Genomic DNA, 18,133 nt, shown 5'->3' on the forward strand with positions numbered 1-18,133 from the left:
GATGCCCGTAAGTTTGTACGCTCGTACAGATTGTGCCGGATCTCGGCGCACCACCGAGAGGCCCCGCATGAGCACATCGTTCCCACCCGGCATTGCCGATTTCCGCGATGGTCAGGCGTCGGCGGACCCGTGGGTGAACGGCCCGCCCCCGCGCGAACAGCTCGCGGTGGTCGCCGCCGACCCCGCCTGGCCGGGGCGCTTCGCGGAGCTGGCCGCCCGCATCACCGCCGCCCTCGGGCCCGTCGCGCGGTCGGTCGTGCACGTGGGATCGACCGCGGTTCCCGGGCTCGCGGCGAAGGACGTGATCGACATCGACCTGTGCGTCGCGGATCCCAGCGACGAAGCGAGTTACGTCCCCGCGCTCACGGCGATCGGGTATCAGCTCACCGTGCGGGAGCCCGAATTCGAGGACCACCGGATGCTCCGGCTTGCGGTGCCGCGCGTGAATCTCCACGTGACCGGCCCCGGCTCCGCCGAGGCCGCACGGCACCTCCTGTTCCGCGACTGGCTCCGGGCACACCCCGCCGAGCGAGAGCTCTATGCCGCCGCGAAGCGGGACGCGGCCGCGGGAGACGCGCAGACCGCGATGGAATACAACGCCCGCAAGACCGCGGTGGTCCGCGAGATCCTTGCTCGCGCCTTCGCGGGCAACGGGATCTCGCTCCGCGACCGAGCACTCGACCCCGAGCGCCTCCCGGACCTTCCGGCCGAAGCCGGGGGCGAACGGATCACCTGGCGTGCTGCGACGAGCGACGACGCCGAGCTGATCCACCGGGTGAGCGCGGCCGCGGGGCGTGTCGATCACCCGAACGACCTGTACTCGCTGGAACAGGTACGGCTCGCGCTCCGTGGGGAGCGCTTCACGCTCGCCACGGACACCGTGCTCGGCCTGAGCGAGGCGGGCGAGCCGATCGCGTACGGCGAGGCGCGGCTGGGGGACACCGACGCGGACACCATCGAGGTGTCGCTCGAGGGCCTGGTGCACCCCTCCTGGCGGGGCCGGGGGATCGGCACCCGGCTGCTCGCCTGGCAGGAGGCGCGCGCCCGGCAGCTCTTCGCGAACTCCGGCGTGGACCTGCCCGCACTCATCTCGCTCGGCACGCGCGAGGACAACAGCTCGAACCGGGCGCTCTACGCGGCCGCCGGGTTTCTGCCGGTGCGGTGGTGGATGGAGCTGTGGCGCTCACTCGCCGACCCGATCGTCGCGCGCCCGCTGCCGGACGGGCTGCGTCTCCGGGACTACACCGCTGAACTGTCCGAGGCGACCCGCCTGGCCGTCAACGACGCGTTCCGCGACCACTGGGGATCCCGCCCCGCCTCGCAACAGGAGTGGGAGGAGGAGCACGCCCTCGCCGACTTCGCCCCGCACCTCTCGCGCCTCGCCGTCGTCGGCGACGGGTCCGCGGCCGATCCGTTCCGCGTTCTGGGCGCGGTCCTGAGCGAAGTCGACGAGGAAGAATGGGCGCTCAACGGGGGACCGTTCGGCTACATCTCGACAATCGCGGTGATCCGTGGCCGTCGCGGGGAGGGGATCTCCTCAGCGCTGATCCTGGAAACGCTTGCCGCCATGCGTGAGGCTGGGTTGGAGCGCGCGGCGCTCGATGTCGACGCGGCAAACCCGAGCGGGGCGCTGGGGATGTACACGAAGCTCGGCTTCGCCCTCCGGGATCGTTCCGTGACCTACGGGAAGCGTGCGTAGCGCCTCGCCGGAGGTGAGCACGCGCGCCACGGTCACCGGCGGTGACGTTCAGCCGCGCGCCCGAAACGCATCCCTGAGGAGCTCTTGCGCACGCTCGGGGGCGAGCCCGAGCTCGATGATCCGGTCGGCGTAGGCCTGCGCGGCGGCGCGGGCCGCCGGGTCGCCGAGCGCATCGAGGCTCACGAATGTGCCCGCTCGGCCGCGCCCCTCCGCGATGCCATCCTCCTCGAGCGCGCGATACGCGCTCGCCACGGTGTTCGCCGCGAGCCCGGCCGCTGCGGCGAGCGCGCGGACGGTCGGCAGGCGTTCCCCGGGGAGGATGCGGCCGTCGCGGATTCCGCTGTGGACGTGCGCGCGAAGCTGCTGAAATGGCGGATCCGGCAGCGCGGGATCGGCCCGGAAGTCCAGGACGGCGGAGAGGTGCGCGTCGTCGCGCGATGCGAAATCGGTCACGTGCCTACCCTAACGCCGTGCCGATGGTCCGGCGTGTCGATCACGCTGGACCATCGTGATGTCCCTGGTCAAAGCTGATTTATCGCCCAAATTTCGCGGGCCGTGAAGCGCCTTTTGCTTGCCGCGCCGATGCGCCCACCCGTTAGTGTGGATCGGAACATGTCTGAGAACTCACTGATTCCGAGTGCCCACCGCTTCCGTTCCGCCCCGCGTCAGGTGCGGGTACTGGAGCATGTTCGTATCCCACTCGACGACGGCGTCGAGCTCGCTGCCCGCGTGTGGTTGCCCGCGGATGCGCCGGAGGGCGGCGTCCCCGCGATCCTCGAGTACATCCCGTATCGCAAGAACGACATGACGGCGGGTCGGGACCAGACGATCCACCCCGAGTTCGCGCGTGCGGGCTATGCGAGCGTCCGCGTGGACCTGCGCGGCGCCGGGGACTCGACCGGGGTGATGACGGATGAGTACTCGGAGACTGAGTTGGCGGATGGCCTGCAGGTGCTGCGCTGGATCGCCGCGCAGCCGTGGTGCGCCGGGAAGGTCGGCATCATCGGCAAGTCGTGGGGTGGGTTCAACGGGCTCCAGCTCGCGGCGCTCCAACCCCCGGAGCTGGGCGCGATCATCACGGTCTGCTCCACGGACGATCGCTACGCGGACGACGTGCACTACAACGGGGGCGCGATCGTCGGCGATCAGATGCTGTCGTGGGCGTCCACGATGTGGGCCTACAACGCCCGCCCGCAGGATCCGATCGGCGTCGGTGCCGGCTGGGAGGCGGATTGGAAGCGCCGGATCGACGAGGCGCCCGTGAACATCGAGGACTGGCTGAGCCACCAGCGGCGTGACGCGTACTGGAAGCACGGCTCGGTGATCGAGACTCCGGACGCGATCCAGGTGCCGGTGCTCGCGGTGGGCGGCCTCCTCGACGAATACCGCACCACGCTGTTCCGGCTGATGGAACGGGCGGCGGAACGCGGCAGCGCCGACGCCGCACCGATCCACGCGCTCCTGGGGCCGTGGGCGCACAACTACCCGCATCAGGCGGCGCCCGGCCCCGGGATCGATTTCATCGCCGAGTCGATCCGGTGGTGGGATCAGTGGCTCGGGGGCGTCGAGAACGGGGTCCGGACACAACCGCAGTTGCGCGCGTTCATCCCGGACAGCGCGCCCATCGGCACGGATCATGCCGTGCGTGCCGGCCGCTGGATCGCGGAACCCGTGTGGCCTTCGGCGCAGGTGACGGATCGGGAACTCCCCGTCTCCGCCGCGGTGCAGCGCGGACCGCACACGCTGCGGAGCACGGAACTCATCGGTTTCGCGGGCGGCAGCTGGTTGCAGTTCGGCGAGGCCGCGGGCGTCGCGGGGGATCAGGCCGCCGACGACGCGCGCTCGTACTGCCTGGACTGGGCACAGCCGGCGGGCCTCGAGATCCTCGGGACGCCGCGCGTGCGCGTGCGCGTCGCCTCGGACCGTGACCGCGGCGCGATCGCCGCGCGGCTCACCGACGTGGCACCCGACGGATCCTCCCGCCTGCTCACCGTGGGCCTGTACAACCTCGCCCACCACGCGAGCCACGAACACCCGGAGCCCGTGGTGCCCGGAGAACCGGTGACGCTCGACTTCCCGCTGCTCGCCACCGCGCACCGGCTGGCGCCGGGCCACACGCTGCGCCTCAGCGTGTCCGCGAGCTTCTGGCCGAACCTCTGGCCCGCGCCCGAGGACACCCGCGTGACGATCGTGTCGCCCCCGACCCTCACGCTGCCCGAGCGCAACCCCGCCTCCCCGGCGGATGACGCGGCCACGACGACCGCGCTCACCGCCGCGCTCGGGTTGCCGCCCACCCCGCCGCACACCACGATCGACGCGGCCGGTCCACCGATGACGCGCGAGCTCACGGTCGACCTGGTGTCCGGCCGCACGACCGTGACCACCTTCGTGGAGGAGTGGCAGACGGATCGCAGCGACGGGCTGTTCTACGCTTCCTCGGAGCGCGACAGCTACCACCGCACCGCGGGAGATCCCCTGAGCGCGGAGGCCGTGTGCGAGCGCACCATCCGGTACCGCCGGCCCGCGCTTCCGGCGGAGCACAGCGATGCCGGCCGCGCCGCACTGGCGGCCGCCGGTGCGCGCGTTGCCGCAGACACCGGGTGGGACGTCGAGATTCGAACCCGCAGCACCATGACCGGCGACGCGACGAACTTCATCGTCACCAACGAGCTGGACGCGTATCGGGACGGGGAGAAGTTCCATTCCCGGTCGACGTCCGCGAGCATTCCGCGCGAGCTGAACTAGCGCGGGCGAGGACACACATGACACTGCAACGACGCACGATCACCCGCCGCTCCGCGCTCGGGCTCTGGGGCCTGGGCGCGGCGGCCGGCGTGGCCGCACTGAGCGGCTGCGCCGCACCCGCGACGGACGGCCTGGGCAAGGAACGCACGGTAACGATCGGGTCGAAGGGCTTCGCCGAGAGCTGGATCATGGGCGAGCTCTACGCCCAGGGCATCGAGGCGCTCGGCTACACGGTCGCGCTCAAGACGAATATCGGCTCGACCGAGATCATCAACACCGCCCTACAGGCCGGGCAGATCGACCTCTATCCGGAGTACACGGGCGTGATTCTCGTGGTCCTCGCGGGCGAGGAACGGCTCATGGATTCCGCCGAGGAAACGTTTGAGCTCGCACGCGCCTGGGAGGCGGAGCAGGGGATCACGACGCTGAACGCGACGCCGTTCGAGAACAAGAACGCGATCGCCGTCACCGAAGAGTTCGCGGCCCAGCACGGGCTGCGCACCATGTCGGACCTGCGCGGAATCGGGGATTTCACCTACTCGACATACCCGGAGAACGTGACCGGTGGGCAGGGCTACGAGGGCATCGTCGACACGTACGGGCTGGACAACATGCAGCTCAAGACCCTGAGCATCGGCCTGAACTACCAGGCCATCGAGCGCGGCGAGATTCAGGCGGCGGACGTGTTTACCACCGACCCGCAGCTCTCCCGCTCGAACCTCGTGGTGTTGGAGGACGACCTGAAGCTCTTCGGGTTCCAGAACGTCGTCCCGCTCATGCGCGACGACGCTTTCGACGCCGTCGATGACGACGTCCCCGCGTTCCTGAACGAACTCCACTCCCTGTTGACGGTCGACGCGATCCGCGTGCTGAACGCCGCCGCCGCGGTCAACCGACTCGATCCCGCGCAGGTCGCCCAGACCTTCCTGCGGGAGAACCACCTGATCTAAGGACATCATGACGACACCCACCGAAGCCGCGCCGACGCGTGCCGGGGACACCTCGATCACCTTCACCGCCGCGACGAAAACCTACCCCGGGCAACCGACCCCCGCCCTCGACGCGCTCGATCTTGCCGTGCACTCCGGCGAGCTCGTGTGCTTGGTCGGCCCGTCCGGCGGCGGCAAAACCACCGCGTTGCAGCTCGTGAACCGGCTGGTAGACCTCACGAGCGGAAGCATTCACATCGGCGGCCAGGATATCTCGGGCCTCGCGCCGATCGAGCTGCGCCGCACCATCGGGTACGCGATCCAAGAATCCGGGCTGTTCCCGCACTATACGGTCGCCGAGAACATCGCGATCGTGCCGCAGATCCTGAAGTGGGATCGGGCGCGGATCCGGGCGCGGACCGCGGAACTGCTGGAGCTGGTGGGGCTCACCCCCGTCGAGGACTGGCTGGACCGCTACCCGGCGCAGCTTTCGGGCGGGCAGCAGCAGCGCGTGGGGATCGCGCGGGCGCTCGCGGCGGATCCGCCCGTCATGCTGATGGACGAGCCCTTCGGTGCGCTGGATCCGATCACACGGCTCTCGGTGCAAGACGAGTTTCTCGCGATCCACCAGCGCGTCGGAAAAACGACCCTGTTCGTGACCCACGATATCGACGAGGCGATCAAGATGGCCGATCGGATCGCGATCCTGCGTCCGGGGGGCACGCTGGCCCAGTTCGACACCCCCGAACAGATCCTGTTGCACCCCGTCGACGATTTCGTCGCCGAGTTCCTCGGGGCCGAGCGCGGGCTGAAGCGGCTCGCCCTGACCTCCGTCGGGGATGTTTTGGAACGCACCGCACCCGAGGCGGCGCTTCCCGTGGAGGCGGACGCCTGGCCCGAGGTCGCAACCGCGATGACGGTGCGCGAGGCGCTCGCGCTCGTGTCCGTCGCGGGAACCGCGGGGGCGCGCGTCGCGGACGCCCCGGGCCGTTTCGTGACCCTGCGTGAGCTCGTGCATCCGCCGGCCGCGCGAGATGCCGCGGAGGCCACCGCATGACCAGCTTCGTGACCGAGTTTGCGACCGAGTTTATGCCGGTCGGAGACCCCGTCATCCCGGACTACGGCGTGGCGTCCGAGTGCGTGGTGAACAACGGCTTTTTCTGCGCGGACTGGTTCGCGGCGCAGTGGTCCACGGTGTTCTGGCCGCCGCTCCTCAGCCACATCGTCATCACGGTGATCGCGGTGGTCATCGGCTTCGCGATCGCGTTCACCGCCGCGCTCATCGCGTACCGGCGGCAGTGGCTCGTGAAGCCGATCGGCGTGGTGGCGACCTTCCTCTACACGCTGCCGCCGCTCGCGCTGTTCCAGCTGCTCGTGCCATTCACCGGGCTGACCCTCGTCACGGTCGAGATCGCGCTCGTGTGCTTCACCCTCGTGATCATCTTCCAGGCGGTGCTCACGGGGCTCGCCTCGACCTCGGCCTCGGTCATACAAGCGGCGGTGGGCATGGGGCTGAGCCCCGGGCAGATCCTGCGCCGCGTCGAGCTGCCCTTCGCGTTCCCAGCGATCATCAACGGGCTCCGGATCGCGACCGTGCTGACCGTGAGCATCGCAACCATCGCGGCGTTCGTCGTCGATGACGGCCTGGGCTCGCCGATCCTGAAGGCGATCTCCTCGCCCTTCAACACCCAGTTCATCGGGGCGGGCGCCCTCGCGGTACTGCTCGCGTTCGTGCTCGACGGGCTGCTCGTGCTGCTCGGACGCGCGCTGACGCCCTGGACGAGAGTGAGGATGTCGTGAACGAATTCCTCGGGGCCTTCCCGTTTATCGCGGAGAACTTCGGCCTGCTGATGGAGAAGACGGGGGAACACCTCGTCATCAGCCTGATCCCGATCCTTGTCGCGATCCTGCTCGGCGTGCCATTGGGTGTGTGGCTCGGGCACATTCACCGCGGCGAGTTTCTCGCGGTGAGCCTCACGAATATCGGCCGCGCGCTGCCGAGCCTGGCGCTGATCGCCATCCTGCTCGGTCTCGTGGGGATCGGCCTCCTGAACGTCGTGATCGCGCTGTTCGTGCTCGCGTTCCCGCCGATCCTCAGTTACTCGTTCCAGGCTGTGAACTCGGTGGACCGGAACCTGACGCGCGCCGCGCGCGGGATGGGACTGACGCCGCTCCAGGTGCTGCTCCGGGTGGAGCTGCCGCTCGGCCTGCCCACCATGATCAGCGGCGTGCGCACCGCGGTCGTGCTCACCGTCAGCTCCGCGACGGTCGCGGCGATTGCCGGCAGCGGTGGGCTCGGCGACATCATCCTGAATCAGGTGGCCTACGGCATGTCCGGGGTTATCGCGGGTGCCATCTGGGTGGCGCTGCTCTCGATCATCCTCGACCAGCTCGCGGCGTTCCTGCTGCGGCGGGCGACCCCACGCGGGGCGCGCTTCGTGCAGCAGTCGGCGGTCGTCGCGGCCTAGCTCGATGCCGGGGTGCTCAGTTCCCGCTGAGCACCCCGGCGAGGATCTGCGCGGCCTCCGGGAAACGCTCCGGTTCCGGCCCGCAGAAGGTGAGCCGAAGTGCGGGCGTCGATGGCTCGGCGGGGAACCACGCGTCGCCCGAGGCGAGTGCGAGGCCGCGCGCGGCGCACTGGCGCGCGACCTCGTTCGGGTCCGATCCCGCCGGCAGGCGCGCCCAGACGCTCAGCCCGCCCTGCGGAACGGCGTCCACGCGCACGTCCGGGGAGTATTGCGCGAGACTGTCGAGGAGGAGGTCGCGGCGGTGCCGGAGGCGCTCGGGGAGCGCCGCGCGGTGCGCGCGCCAGCCGGGACTCGTCACCGCGTCCAGCGCGGTCGCCTGGAGCAGCGGGCTGACGTACATGGTGTCGGCGACCCGGTCGGCAAGGAGCCGATCGCGGGCGGGCCCGCGCGCGATGAGTGCGCCCACGCGAAGCGCCGGGGAGAGGCTCTTGGTCAGCGAGCGGAGCGTGACGATCCGGCCATCGGGGTCGTCGTGACCGAGCGGCCGGGGTGCCTGTTCGAGTCGCGTGTCGATCGCGAAGTCTCGGGCCCAGTCGTCCTCGATGAGGAAGGCGTCGTGGGCGCGGAGCACCGTGAGAATCTCGCCCGCGCGATCGGGGTGCCAGCTGCCGCCGAGCGGGTTCGCGAAGGTGGGTTGTGCGTAGAACACGCGGGCCCCGGACTCGCGCAGGGCGCGATCGAGCTCCTGGGGGTCGGGGCCGCCGGGCGTGGTCGAGATCGGCACGAGCGTGACGCCCTGTTGCGCGGCGGAACGCAGGGCGCCCCAGTAGCTCGGCGATTCGATCACCATGGGACGACCGCGCCCCACGAGGGCGCGGAAGATGCTCCCCAGCGCACTCTGCGTGCCCGGCACGATGATCGCCTCGCGCGGGGCGTGCGGGGCGGGGCCGCTGCCGCTCAGTTCCGTCGCGAACCAGGCCTGCAGCTCGGGGAGCCCGGCGGCGGGTGCCCGGTGCAGCGCGTGGGGGGAGCGCGCCGCGCGGGCGGTCGCGGCGCGCACGAGCGCTGCGGGGAGGAGCTCGGCGCACGGGTAGCCCGAGTGCATCTCGATCGTGCCGGGAGCGGCCTCGCGCTGGGTCTCGGGCACCGGGAGTGCGGGCGTCGGGAGCGCTCCCAGTGCACCCGTCTGCCACCCGTAGTCCGGCGTGCATGCGGCGTCGCGTCGCCGCACGAAGGTGCCCACGCCGGGCCGGCTCTCGATGAGTCCGCGGGCCGCCAGGGCGTGCATGGCGCGCTGCACGGTCACCGGTCCGGCCCCGAACGACTCCGCGAGTTGGCGGCTCCCGGGAAGCCGGCTCCCGGGGGCGGCCTGGGCGATCCAGCGCTCGAGCTCGGCGATAATGCGATCAGTGCTACTCTGACTCATGAATATAGATAATAGCGCTATCGAACAGTCGTCGCCCGTGCTACCGCGCCGTCCGCGAGGCACACGCGGTTCTGGTGGATCTGGTGCCACCGGGACCGGTGGCACCGACGCCGGTGGTGCCGGTGCCGGTGGTGCCGGTAGCTCCGGCGGTCTCTGGTGGGGGCTCCTCGGGGTGGCGGCGTTCTCGCTGACGGTGCCGCTGACCCGCGTCGCCGTCGCCGGACTCACCCCGGTGTTCGTCGGGAGCGGGCGGGCGGTGGTCGCCGGCGTCCTCGCCATCGCCGCGCTCGCGGTGACGCGGCAGCGCCTCCCGCGCGGTGCGCAGTGGGCGCGCGTGGCGCTGGTGGCCGCGGGCATTGTGGTGGGGTTTCCGATGTTGACGTCGCTCGCGCTCACCGAGGTGCCCGCGGCGCGCGCGGCCGTGGTGATCGGCCTGCTGCCGGCTGCGACCGCGGTCGCCACGGTGTGGCGCACGGGAGAGCGGCCCGGGCGGCGGTTCTGGGTGAGCGCGGGGCTCGGAGCCGCGGCGGCCGTCGGCTTCGCGCTCGTCCAGGGTGGCGGGGCACCCGGGACCGTCGGCCTCGGATGGCCGGATCTGCTGCTGTTCGGCGCGGTGGTGCTGGCGGCGCTCGGCTACGCGGAGGGCGGACTGCTCGCGCGCGAGCTCGGAGCGTGGCAGACCGTCTCATGGGCGCTGAGTGTGGCGCTCCCGGTGATGCTCGGGATCACGCTCACCGCGCTGCCCGCGGCGACCGGCACGGTGACGTGGCAGCAGTGGGCGGCATTTGGGTACCTTGCGGTGGTGAGCATGTTCCTGGGCTTCTTCGCGTGGTATCGCGGGCTCGCCCAGGGCCCGATGGCCATGGTGAGCCAGGTGCAGCTCGTGCAGCCCGTCCTGAGCATCGTGTGGGCCGCGGTGCTGCTCGGTGAAGCACTCACCCCACCCGTGGTGCTCGGCGGGATCGCGGTGATGCTCTGCGCGGGTCTCGCGGTGCGTTCCCGGTTGCCGGGCAACGCACCGCGAGGACGCTAGGCGGTGGGCGCGGGGCTGGGTGCCGGATCCGGCACCTCGCTCCGCGCGCGCCGTGCGGCGAGGCGCTTGCCGAGCAGGCCGTGTCGGGGGCTGAACAGGTACACCAGCCCGAACGCAACGCCCTGCACCAGCACGACGAGCCCGCCCGACGCGGCGTCGAGCCAGTAGCTCAGGAAGATGCCGAGCACCGCGCACGCGGCCGACAGGACCGGCGCGATCACCAGCATGCGATCGAAGCGATCGGTGAGGAGGTAGGCGGTCGCCCCCGGGATGATGAGCATCGCGACGACCAACACCACGCCGACCACCTGCAGGGCCACCACCGCGGTGAGGGCGAGGAGTCCCAGCAGGAGCGCCCCGAGAAACTTCGGGTTCAGGCCGATGGCCTGCGCGTGGGTCGGGTCGAACGCGAAGAGCGTCAGGTCCCGCCGCTTCACGATGAGCACCACGAGCGCGACCGCGGCGAGGACGGCGATCTGTGTGAGATCGGCGGGGGAGACCCCCAGGATGTTGCCGAAGATGATGTGGTTCAGGTCGTTGTCGCTGGGCGTCACCGATATCAGGACGAGACCGAGCGCGAACAGCGTCGTGAACACGATCCCGATCGCCGCATCCTCCTTCACCCGGCTCGTGTTCCTGATCCCGCCGATCAGCGCGACCGCGAGAAAGCCGAACAGGAGCGCCCCGAGCGCGAAGGGCGCGCCGACCACATAGGCGAGCACGACCCCGGGGAGCACCGCGTGCGAGACGGCGTCCCCCATCAGCGACCAGCCGATCAGGACCAGCCAGCACGACAGCAGGGCGCACACCACCGCGGCGATCACCGTGGTGAGGAGCGCGCGGGTCATGAACTCGTACTGCAGGGGTTCGAGGAAGAAATCGAGCGGGTTCATACGAGGCTCCGAGGATCAATGGTCGAGTCGAGTCCGAAGGCGAGGGCGAGTCGTTCCGGCCGCAGGGCTTCCGCGACAATGCCATGGAACAGGATCCGGCGCTGGATCAGCGCTGCCTCGTCCGCAAGCGCGGGGAGCGCGTGGAGGTCGTGCGTGGAGACGAGGATCGTGTGGCCGTCGGCGGCGAGTTCCCGGAGGAGCCGCACGATCGTGCCCTCGGAGCGCTTGTCCACACCCGCGAAGGGCTCGTCGAGCAGCAGGATCCGGGCCCCCTGGGCGATGCCGCGCGCCACGAACGCGCGCTTCTTCTGCCCGCCGGACAGCTGGCCGATCTGGCGCGCGGCGAAGTTCGTCAGCTCCACCCGATCCAGCGCCTCGGCCACCGCGGCGTGATCCGCGCGGCGCGGCCGGCGCGACATCCCCATCCTGCCGTACCGCCCCATCATCACCACGTCGCGCACCGAGACCGGGAACGCCCAGTCCACAGCCTCGCTCTGCGGCACGTAGCCCACGAGGCCCTGCGTGCGCGCCGCGGCGGGCGTGACCCCGGCGATGCGGACGTCGCCGCGGTCCGGGCGCACCGAGCCCATGATCGATTTGAAGAGCGTAGACTTCCCCGAGCCATTCATGCCGATGAGGCCGGTGACGCGCCCCGACGACACCGTGAGGCTCGCGCCGTCGAGCGCGCGGACCTCGCCGTAGCGGACGGCGACATCGCGCACCTCGATCGCGGCGGTCACTCGGCGCCGCCGTTCGGTGTCGCACGGTTGTTCGGTGTCGCGCCGGCCGTGAGCGCGGCGGTGATGACCTCGGCGTCGTGCCGAATGAGGTCCAGGTAGCTCGGGACGGGGCCGTCGGGCTCGGACAGCGAGTCGACGTACAGCGTGCCCCCGTACGCGGCATCGGTGGCGGCGACGACCTGCTGCATGGGCGCGTCGGAGACGGTCGACTCGCAGAACACCGCTGGGACATCGTGCGCGCGCACGAACTCGATGGTCTCGGCGATCTGCCGCGGGGTCGCCTGCTGCTCGGCGTTCACCGGCCAGATGTACTGCTCCGTGAGTCCGGCGTCGCGGGCCAGGTAGGAGAACGCGCCCTCGCAGGTGACAAGCGCGCGCTGCGACTCGGGGAGCACGGCGAGCTCGGCGACGAGCTCGTCCTGAACCTCCTGAAGCTCGGCGCTGTAGCGGGCCGCGTTCGCGGCGTAATCGCTCGCATGCTCGGGGTCGAGCTCGGTGAAGGCCGCCGCGATTGCCGCGACGTACTCCTGCACCACCCGCGGGCTCATCCAGGCGTGCGGGTTGGGCTTCCCCGCGTCGACGTCGCCGGCGATTGCGAGCGGCTCGATATCCTCGGTGACCACGGCGTGGGGCACGTCAAGCTGGTCCACGAACTTCGCGAACCAGGCCTCCAGGCCGAGGCCGTTGTCGAGGATCAAGTCGGCCTCGGAGGCCCGCGCGATGTCACCGGGCGTCGGCTCGTAGCCGTGGATTTCGGCACCCACCTTCGTGATCGATGCGACGCGGAGATGCGGGCCGGCGACGTTTTCCGCGATGTCCGCGAGCACCGTGAACGTGGTGAGGACGACGGGGCGGTCGTCCTGCGCGGCGGATCCCTGCTCCGCGGTGTTGCGCGGTTCCCCGGGGTTCCGCTGATCCCCTGCGGTGCCGGGGGCTGCGCAGCCCGCGAGGAGCAAGCTGCTGAGGAGGGCAATCGCGGCTGCAGTGCGAGCGCGGGGTCTGATCACGTGGGGCTCCTTCGTGGTGAGAAAGTTAAAAGTTCGTCATGCCGAACTTTTAACATCGTAGCGCCTTTAGTGCCGCGCGGTGGGCCCCGTGCGTGGCAAGATGGAGGCGGTGCAATCGGCACCGGGAGTGGGAGGTGCGCGTGGCGGAGCCGCTCGGACAGCCCACGCCTCGCGCGGCACCGCCGGGCCTGCTCGCCACCCTCGGCTGGGTCGCGCTGGGCGGAGCGTTCGGATCCCTCGCGCGCGCTGGCGTGTCGCACGCGATCGGGGAGCTGGGGGAGTGGCCGCTCGGAACGCTGTGCGTCAATCTGCTGGGCGCGTTCCTGCTGGGGCTTCTGCTGGAGACGCTCGCGACTCGCCCGCACGAGCGGCTCCGGCTGCTCCTGGGGACAGGCGTGCTCGGCGGCTTCACCACCTACAGCCTGCTGGCGTCCCAGCTTGCCGAGCAGATTCTCACGGGTGAGCTCTGGGTCGCCGCGGGCTACGCGGCTGCGACGCTGTGTGGTGGACTGCTCGCGAGCGCCGCCGGGGTGCTGATCGTCCAGCGCGCTCGAGCCCCACGGCGGGGGGAGGTGCGGTGACCCCGGAGATCTGGACCGTGGTCGGAATCGCGGTGGCCGGAGGTGCCGGCGCCGCTGCCCGAGCCCTCGTCGACCGCAGTGTTCCTGCGCGCGTGCGGCAGCGTTTCCCGTGGGGGATCTTCGTGGTGAACCTCACGGGATCCTTCGTGCTCGGCCTCATCACCGGGGCGGCGCTCGCGCAGCCCGTCACCGCGATCCTGGCGACCGGCTTCCTGGGCGGCTACACGACCTTCAGCACCGCGAGTCTCGACACGTTCCGGCTGCTGCAGCAGCGCCGCATCGGTGCCGCACTTCTGAATGGGCCCGGCATGCTCTGCGTCACCGTGGGCGTCGCCGTGTGCGGGATCCTGCTCACCGCGGGGTAGCGCGGGGTGCTCCGGGCGGTGGGCAATGGGGCGCGGGGTGCTCCGGGCGGTCGGCAATGGGGCGCGGGCTACCGAACCTGTCGCACTGCGAACTGGGCTTGTGGGGCCACGTACGACTCCTGCGCCGCGACAAGCTGCAGTTCGCGTTCGCCCGAGGTGAGCGTGCGTTCCAGAAGCTCGTAGACGCTTGCGGCGGTCGCCCCCAGCGCCGCCGCGGGGTCGCCCGTGCGGCGCAGGTGCGCGGTGAACAGTGCCGCAGTGACGTCGCCGGATCCGTTGGCTTTGATCGGGAGGCGCGGCTTCTCGACGAGCCACGCGCCCTCCGGAGTGACGGCCAGCATCTCCATGACACCCTCCGGGGCTTCCGGGCGCTCCACGCTGGTCACGAGCACCGAGTGCGGGCCGAGATCCCGCGCCGCATCCACGGAGGCAAGTGTCGATTCCAGAGTGTCCGGTGACGTGCCCGTGAGGAAGCCGAGCTCAAACTGATTCGGGGTGATGAGGTCCGCCTGCGGCACCACGCGATCGCGGATCAAATTCTGCACCTCGGGTGCGACGTGGCACCCCGACTTCGCGTTGCCGAGTACGGGATCGCACGCGTAGATCGCGTCGGGACTGTGGTGCTTGACGCGGGCCACCGCATCGAGGATCGCGTCTCCGATGCTGTCGCTGCCCTGGTAGCCCGAAAGTACCGCGTCGACACCAGCCAGGCCGCCGCGCTCTTCGATCCCGGTCACGATCTCACGGACGTCGTCGCCGGAGAGAAGCGGGCCCCGCCACGACCCGTAGCCGGTGTGGTTGGAGAAGTTCACCGTCGGGACCGGCATGACCTCCACGCCGAGGCGCTGCAGCGGAAATACGGCCGCGGAGTTGCCGACGTGCCCGTACGCGACGGCCGACTGGATCGAGAGAATGCGCATGACGCGATTCTGTCAGTGGTCCCTGTTGTGGACCAGTTCTCAGGAGTGAAGGTGGACCAGTTGGGTGGGGTGGGGCGGGGTGATCGCGTCGGGGCCGGCGGGGTGGTGTGGTCGCGTAGGGGCCGGCCGGGTGGTGTCGGCCTGCCGCGCCGAAGTGTGGACCTGCTGGCCCGTGATGTCGGCCGGTCAGCCCGTGGCGTCGGCCTCTCGGCCCGTGGTGTGGACCGGGCCGGAGTCTGTATCCGGAACGTCGAGTCGCGCGATCAGCGCGGCGATCCGGCGCTCCTGAGTCTCGGGCCTGGCAGCTGTCAGGATCGGGTGCAGCGCGCTGTAGCGGGCGGTGCTCGAGAGCGCAGCGAATGCTGCTTCTGCGCGGGGATGACGGGCAAGTGCGGCACGAAGGCCGTCCGGTGCCACGGCCTGCGCTGGTCCGGCATAGGCGCGATCCCAGCGCCCGTCAGCCTGAGCTCGCGCCACCTCGCGCTCTCCACCCGCCCGGAGTCGGCCGCTGTGGCGAAGTTCGGCAATGAGATTCACATTGCGCTGCGACCAGATCGAACGTGCGTGACGTGGGGTGAACCGCTGCAGAAATGTGGTGTCGTCGTAGCTGCGCCGCTGACCGTCGATCCATCCGCTGCAGAGCGCTTCCTCGAGCGCAAGCTGGTAGCTCAGCGACGTCGGAAGCTCGGTGCCTTTCTTTGCGAGCACGAGCCAGACCCCATCCGAAGTGTCTCCATGCCCGATCAGCCAGTCACGCCACGCGGCTTCGTCGGGCACGCAGAGTGTGTGCATCTCGCCTTGAGTCGTCATGGAGTGATTCTCGCAGGCATCGGGAGGGCGATGGGCGCTGGGGCGGGACTTTCTCGCGCGTCTGGGTATCCGGCGTGTGGCCCGACTGAGCGTGGTCACCCGGGACGAGGCTGCGCCCATCGAGATCGAGCGGTGCTGCGCATCCTGTTCTGGTGTCCATGCGATCCTTGCGCGCCGTCTGCTCGGCGAGGGCTCGCGGTTGATCCAGGACGGATCTGGATGGGGTCCGCGGCTCGACGCGTTCGCGGTCCGATCCTGCCTGAATCGGGTGCGTGACGTCGCGGTCGAAGCGCGGCACATTGTCGGCCGTCCGGCCTCGCGTGGCTGGTCCGCCCGCGGCTTCATCTCGAGCTGTGCTTGGGGCGGAAGGTGGGCCGAAGTGGGGGCTAAGGTGGGGGTGATGACGGGGTGAAGGTGGGGACAGATGGTGCCGATCTCTCAGTCCGGCTTGTGGGTCTCAGGTGACCGAGCTCGGCCCGTGGGTTATTCGAACAGAGTTTCGAATCGTTACCTTTCCGTGTCCTCTTCGGAAACGTACTACACCCATCAGGACTTCCTCCCGCACGCGTCCCCAAGTGGGCCAACTTCCGTGTGTTTTCAACGGTTTCGCGGGGTTCGTTGTCGGTGGTGTGTGCTGGAATGGCTGCATGACGTTCACCGGAGACACGCAGCATCCCGAACCCCTCCCAGGGGGTGGTTCGGGTGCGAGTTTTGGGTCGATGGTGCCACCCCGGATCGTGCGCGTCGACGCACTATTGACGTCGCTTGAAGTGTGGGAGCGGGAGCAGCGGCGGCGTGACGCGGAGCGGTTGAGTATTCTCGCGGATCTTCACGAGGCCGCCCTGGGCGGGGACGATAGTGGGGAGGCTGACGGAGAGGCAGTCGGGGGCCTTGAGACTGCTTCGGGTATGGCGGCCGGCTCGGGCGCGGGAGCGATTCCGGCCAACGATACGCGTGCTGGTGGTGGTGGTGAAGCGGGTGCTGGAGGTACCGACACTGATCCCGACGCCGAGGTTGATGCCGATGTCGACGCGGATCCCGATGTCACCACGGCTGGCACCCCTGCCCACCCGGAACTCCCCGGAACCAACGCCGCAAGCCCCGAGCCTGAAGTGCACCCAGCCCCGCATGATGTTTCCACCCCATGCACGTCGGCGCAGCCACAGTCCCCGTTGCGGGTATCGCCCGCCTTCCAGGGGAAGAACAGCGAACTCGCGTTCCGTTCCCTCCGGGCGATGGTCGCGATGGCCTGTCACACCAGCGAACACGTCGCCGCCCGCGACCTGGACCTTGCTTACGAGACCCGGCACACGCTTCCCGCGACGCATGACGCGTTGCGTGCGGGGACGATCGCGCTGCCACATGCACGCATCGTGGTCGATGAAGGGGCAATCTTTCACACCCTCACCACCCCAAACCCCGATACCCCTGACGCGCTCACGGTAGAGGAACAGCTCGTGGATATTGCGAGGCGGCGCACCCTGTACGAGCAAGACGCGATCCGGTACGCGGAGAAGGAAACCCCGAACCGGTTTCGCCCGATCGCCCGCAGGCTCGCCGCGATGTACGCCCAGAAAACCCTTGCCGAGCGGCACCGGGAAGCGCTCAAGCGTCGGCATGTGCGGGTGGTGGAGCTTGAAGATGGGATGGCAGAACTTCGGGCGGTGTTACCCGCGGAAGAAGCGTACGAGATCTATGACCGGCTTACGCGTCTCGCGAAGCATGTCCACGACCGCCCCACAGAACACGCTGCAAAACGCTCCGCAGAACACCCCGCAAAGCCCGCTACGGACCACACCGAACCCGGCACAGGAGCTGGTGAAACCAGTGACACTGACACGCAGGGCGAAGCCGGTGGGGGTGAAGCGGTGCGTGTGCCCGTGAGTCCCGACACGGTAAACACGATTTGCCCCGCAGGGGCTGCTGACCCCTCGAAATCCGATGGCCTATCAAGCACGGTTCCCGGCACGAGCCCCCAGAAGTCTTCTGGCGCCCCGCACACTTCTCCGGGTACCACCGGGAACACCGTGGAAGCCGGGAATACCGGGGCCGCCGGGAGTACTGCGGGTATCGAGAGCACCGAGAGCACCGAGACCACCGAGACCACTGAGGACGAAGCAAGGCTCCCGGGGAGCACCACCAACATCGACGTCGACATCGACACCAACTCTGACACCGAGGGCGCGGATCCCAACACCGTGGAGGTCACCGCCGTGGATGTTGATGCCACACACGATGACGCCCTGACCCTCCCCGGAACTCCCACCGAGAGCACCGAGAGTGCTGAGAACACTCCGGGCAACACGACCACCAACACCGGCACCGATACCGACACTGATCCCGGCACCAACACCAACACCAACACCAACACCGACACCGGCACTGGCACTGGCACCGACGCCGATTCTGACGCCGAGCTCGACACCACCATCGAAGCCACCACCCAGGACCCGACCCCCGCTGACACCTCAGACGGCGTCCCGGACGCGCGGTCGCGTGACGAACTCCGCGCGGATA

Annotated in this window: 17 protein-coding genes; 10 read left to right on the forward strand and 7 right to left on the reverse strand. The window is 69.8% G+C overall.

From position 1 onward, the window contains the following. Positions 1 to 67 precede the first annotated feature (67 nt). On the forward strand, positions 68 to 1,699 hold the full coding sequence (locus D3230_RS00650; protein ID WP_202343088.1) for a GNAT family N-acetyltransferase: 1,632 nt from the start codon (positions 68 to 70) through the stop codon (positions 1,697 to 1,699). A gap of 48 nt (positions 1,700 to 1,747) precedes the next feature. On the opposite strand, the gene D3230_RS00655 is transcribed toward D3230_RS00650, so the two are convergent. Continuing rightward, a complete protein-coding gene (locus tag D3230_RS00655) occupies positions 1,748 to 2,152 on the reverse strand; it encodes a GntR family transcriptional regulator (RefSeq protein ID WP_337249022.1) in 405 nt (134 codons plus the stop codon). Between the two features lie 159 nt (positions 2,153 to 2,311). Here D3230_RS00655 and D3230_RS00660 point away from each other — a divergent pair, with 159 nt between their 5' ends. The 5 genes from D3230_RS00660 to D3230_RS00680 are packed head-to-tail and all read left to right on the forward strand — an operon-like array spanning position 2,312 to position 7,841. After that, entirely contained in the window at positions 2,312 to 4,444 is a 2,133-nt protein-coding gene (locus tag D3230_RS00660; RefSeq protein WP_202343089.1) for a CocE/NonD family hydrolase, read from the forward strand. 17 nt (positions 4,445 to 4,461) lie between these two features. Further along, complete coding sequence (locus D3230_RS00665) at positions 4,462 to 5,394, forward strand: ABC transporter substrate-binding protein (RefSeq protein WP_202343090.1); 933 nt, start codon at positions 4,462 to 4,464, stop codon at positions 5,392 to 5,394. Between the two features lie 7 nt (positions 5,395 to 5,401). Next, positions 5,402 to 6,430, forward strand: coding sequence for an ABC transporter ATP-binding protein (locus D3230_RS00670; protein ID WP_202343091.1), 1,029 nt, complete (start codon positions 5,402 to 5,404; stop codon positions 6,428 to 6,430). Then, positions 6,427 to 7,173: an ABC transporter permease gene (locus D3230_RS00675; protein WP_202343092.1), complete on the forward strand. Its 747-nt coding sequence runs from the start codon at positions 6,427 to 6,429 to the stop codon at positions 7,171 to 7,173. The genes D3230_RS00670 and D3230_RS00675 overlap by 4 nt, the downstream gene beginning before the upstream one ends. Continuing rightward, on the forward strand, positions 7,170 to 7,841 hold the full coding sequence (locus tag D3230_RS00680) for an ABC transporter permease subunit (RefSeq protein ID WP_202343093.1): 672 nt from the start codon (positions 7,170 to 7,172) through the stop codon (positions 7,839 to 7,841). The genes D3230_RS00675 and D3230_RS00680 overlap by 4 nt, the downstream gene beginning before the upstream one ends. Positions 7,842 to 7,857: 16 nt before the next feature. Here D3230_RS00680 and D3230_RS00685 read toward each other — a convergent pair whose 3' ends face one another. After that, positions 7,858 to 9,267: an aminotransferase-like domain-containing protein gene (locus tag D3230_RS00685; protein ID WP_202343094.1), complete on the reverse strand. Its 1,410-nt coding sequence runs from the start codon at positions 9,265 to 9,267 to the stop codon at positions 7,858 to 7,860. Between D3230_RS00685 and D3230_RS00690 the strand changes: the two genes are divergently transcribed. Next, positions 9,266 to 10,300, forward strand: a complete 1,035-nt coding sequence (locus D3230_RS00690; RefSeq protein WP_202343095.1) for a DMT family transporter — start codon at positions 9,266 to 9,268, stop codon at positions 10,298 to 10,300. The genes D3230_RS00685 and D3230_RS00690 overlap by 2 nt on opposite strands. On the opposite strand, the gene D3230_RS00695 is transcribed toward D3230_RS00690, so the two are convergent. The 3 genes from D3230_RS00695 to D3230_RS00705 are packed head-to-tail and all read right to left on the reverse strand — an operon-like array spanning position 10,297 to position 12,940. Further along, complete coding sequence (locus D3230_RS00695; protein ID WP_202343096.1) at positions 10,297 to 11,193, reverse strand: metal ABC transporter permease; 897 nt, start codon at positions 11,191 to 11,193, stop codon at positions 10,297 to 10,299. The genes D3230_RS00690 and D3230_RS00695 overlap by 4 nt on opposite strands. Then, positions 11,190 to 11,933 (reverse strand): ATP-binding cassette domain-containing protein, encoded by a 744-nt coding sequence (locus D3230_RS00700; RefSeq protein WP_202343097.1) that lies wholly within the window; start codon positions 11,931 to 11,933, stop codon positions 11,190 to 11,192. The genes D3230_RS00695 and D3230_RS00700 overlap by 4 nt, the downstream gene beginning before the upstream one ends. Beyond that, positions 11,930 to 12,940, reverse strand: a complete 1,011-nt coding sequence (locus D3230_RS00705; protein WP_337249023.1) for a metal ABC transporter substrate-binding protein — start codon at positions 12,938 to 12,940, stop codon at positions 11,930 to 11,932. The genes D3230_RS00700 and D3230_RS00705 overlap by 4 nt, the downstream gene beginning before the upstream one ends. Before the next feature lie 140 nt (positions 12,941 to 13,080). Between D3230_RS00705 and D3230_RS00710 the strand changes: the two genes are divergently transcribed. Beyond that, complete coding sequence (locus tag D3230_RS00710) at positions 13,081 to 13,521, forward strand: fluoride efflux transporter FluC (RefSeq protein WP_337249024.1); 441 nt, start codon at positions 13,081 to 13,083, stop codon at positions 13,519 to 13,521. Continuing rightward, positions 13,518 to 13,886: a fluoride efflux transporter CrcB gene (gene crcB / locus D3230_RS00715; protein WP_202343098.1), complete on the forward strand. Its 369-nt coding sequence runs from the start codon at positions 13,518 to 13,520 to the stop codon at positions 13,884 to 13,886. Before D3230_RS00710 ends, crcB begins: the two co-directional genes overlap by 4 nt. A gap of 68 nt (positions 13,887 to 13,954) precedes the next feature. Here the strand turns inward: crcB and pdxY are convergent, their stop codons facing one another. Together pdxY and D3230_RS00725 are read right to left on the reverse strand one after the other, a co-directional pair. Beyond that, the gene (gene pdxY / locus D3230_RS00720; protein ID WP_202343099.1) at positions 13,955 to 14,806 is read right to left on the reverse strand and encodes a pyridoxal kinase PdxY; all 852 of its coding nucleotides are present in this window, start codon (positions 14,804 to 14,806) and stop codon (positions 13,955 to 13,957) included. A gap of 186 nt (positions 14,807 to 14,992) precedes the next feature. Beyond that, positions 14,993 to 15,616, reverse strand: a complete 624-nt coding sequence (locus tag D3230_RS00725; RefSeq protein ID WP_202343100.1) for a YdeI/OmpD-associated family protein — start codon at positions 15,614 to 15,616, stop codon at positions 14,993 to 14,995. Between the two features lie 647 nt (positions 15,617 to 16,263). Between D3230_RS00725 and D3230_RS00730 the strand changes: the two genes are divergently transcribed. After that, positions 16,264 to 18,133 (forward strand): DUF222 domain-containing protein (locus tag D3230_RS00730; protein WP_202343101.1); only part of this gene is annotated, 1,870 nt, incomplete at its 3' end.

Origin of the sequence: Leucobacter chromiireducens subsp. solipictus (assembly GCF_016758195.1) — a bacterium.
GTDB classification, from domain to species: Bacteria; Actinomycetota; Actinomycetes; order Actinomycetales; family Microbacteriaceae; genus Leucobacter; species Leucobacter solipictus.

What these genes read in the sequence shown, in the direction of transcription:
- D3230_RS00650 (WP_202343088.1), top strand. Translation starts at nt 68, where the DNA reads ATGAGCACATCGTTCCCACCCGGCATTGCCGATTTCCGCGATGGTCAG.
- D3230_RS00695 (WP_202343096.1), bottom strand. Translation starts at nt 11,193, where the DNA reads ATGAACCCGCTCGATTTCTTCCTCGAACCCCTGCAGTACGAGTTCATG.
- D3230_RS00665 (WP_202343090.1), top strand. Translation starts at nt 4,462, where the DNA reads ATGACACTGCAACGACGCACGATCACCCGCCGCTCCGCGCTCGGGCTC.
- D3230_RS00675 (WP_202343092.1), top strand. Translation starts at nt 6,427, where the DNA reads ATGACCAGCTTCGTGACCGAGTTTGCGACCGAGTTTATGCCGGTCGGA.
- D3230_RS00725 (WP_202343100.1), bottom strand. Translation starts at nt 15,616, where the DNA reads ATGACGACTCAAGGCGAGATGCACACACTCTGCGTGCCCGACGAAGCC.
- D3230_RS00690 (WP_202343095.1), top strand. Translation starts at nt 9,266, where the DNA reads ATGAATATAGATAATAGCGCTATCGAACAGTCGTCGCCCGTGCTACCG.
- D3230_RS00670 (WP_202343091.1), top strand. Translation starts at nt 5,402, where the DNA reads ATGACGACACCCACCGAAGCCGCGCCGACGCGTGCCGGGGACACCTCG.
- pdxY (WP_202343099.1), bottom strand. Translation starts at nt 14,806, where the DNA reads ATGCGCATTCTCTCGATCCAGTCGGCCGTCGCGTACGGGCACGTCGGC.
- D3230_RS00660 (WP_202343089.1), top strand. Translation starts at nt 2,312, where the DNA reads ATGTCTGAGAACTCACTGATTCCGAGTGCCCACCGCTTCCGTTCCGCC.
- D3230_RS00685 (WP_202343094.1), bottom strand. Translation starts at nt 9,267, where the DNA reads ATGAGTCAGAGTAGCACTGATCGCATTATCGCCGAGCTCGAGCGCTGG.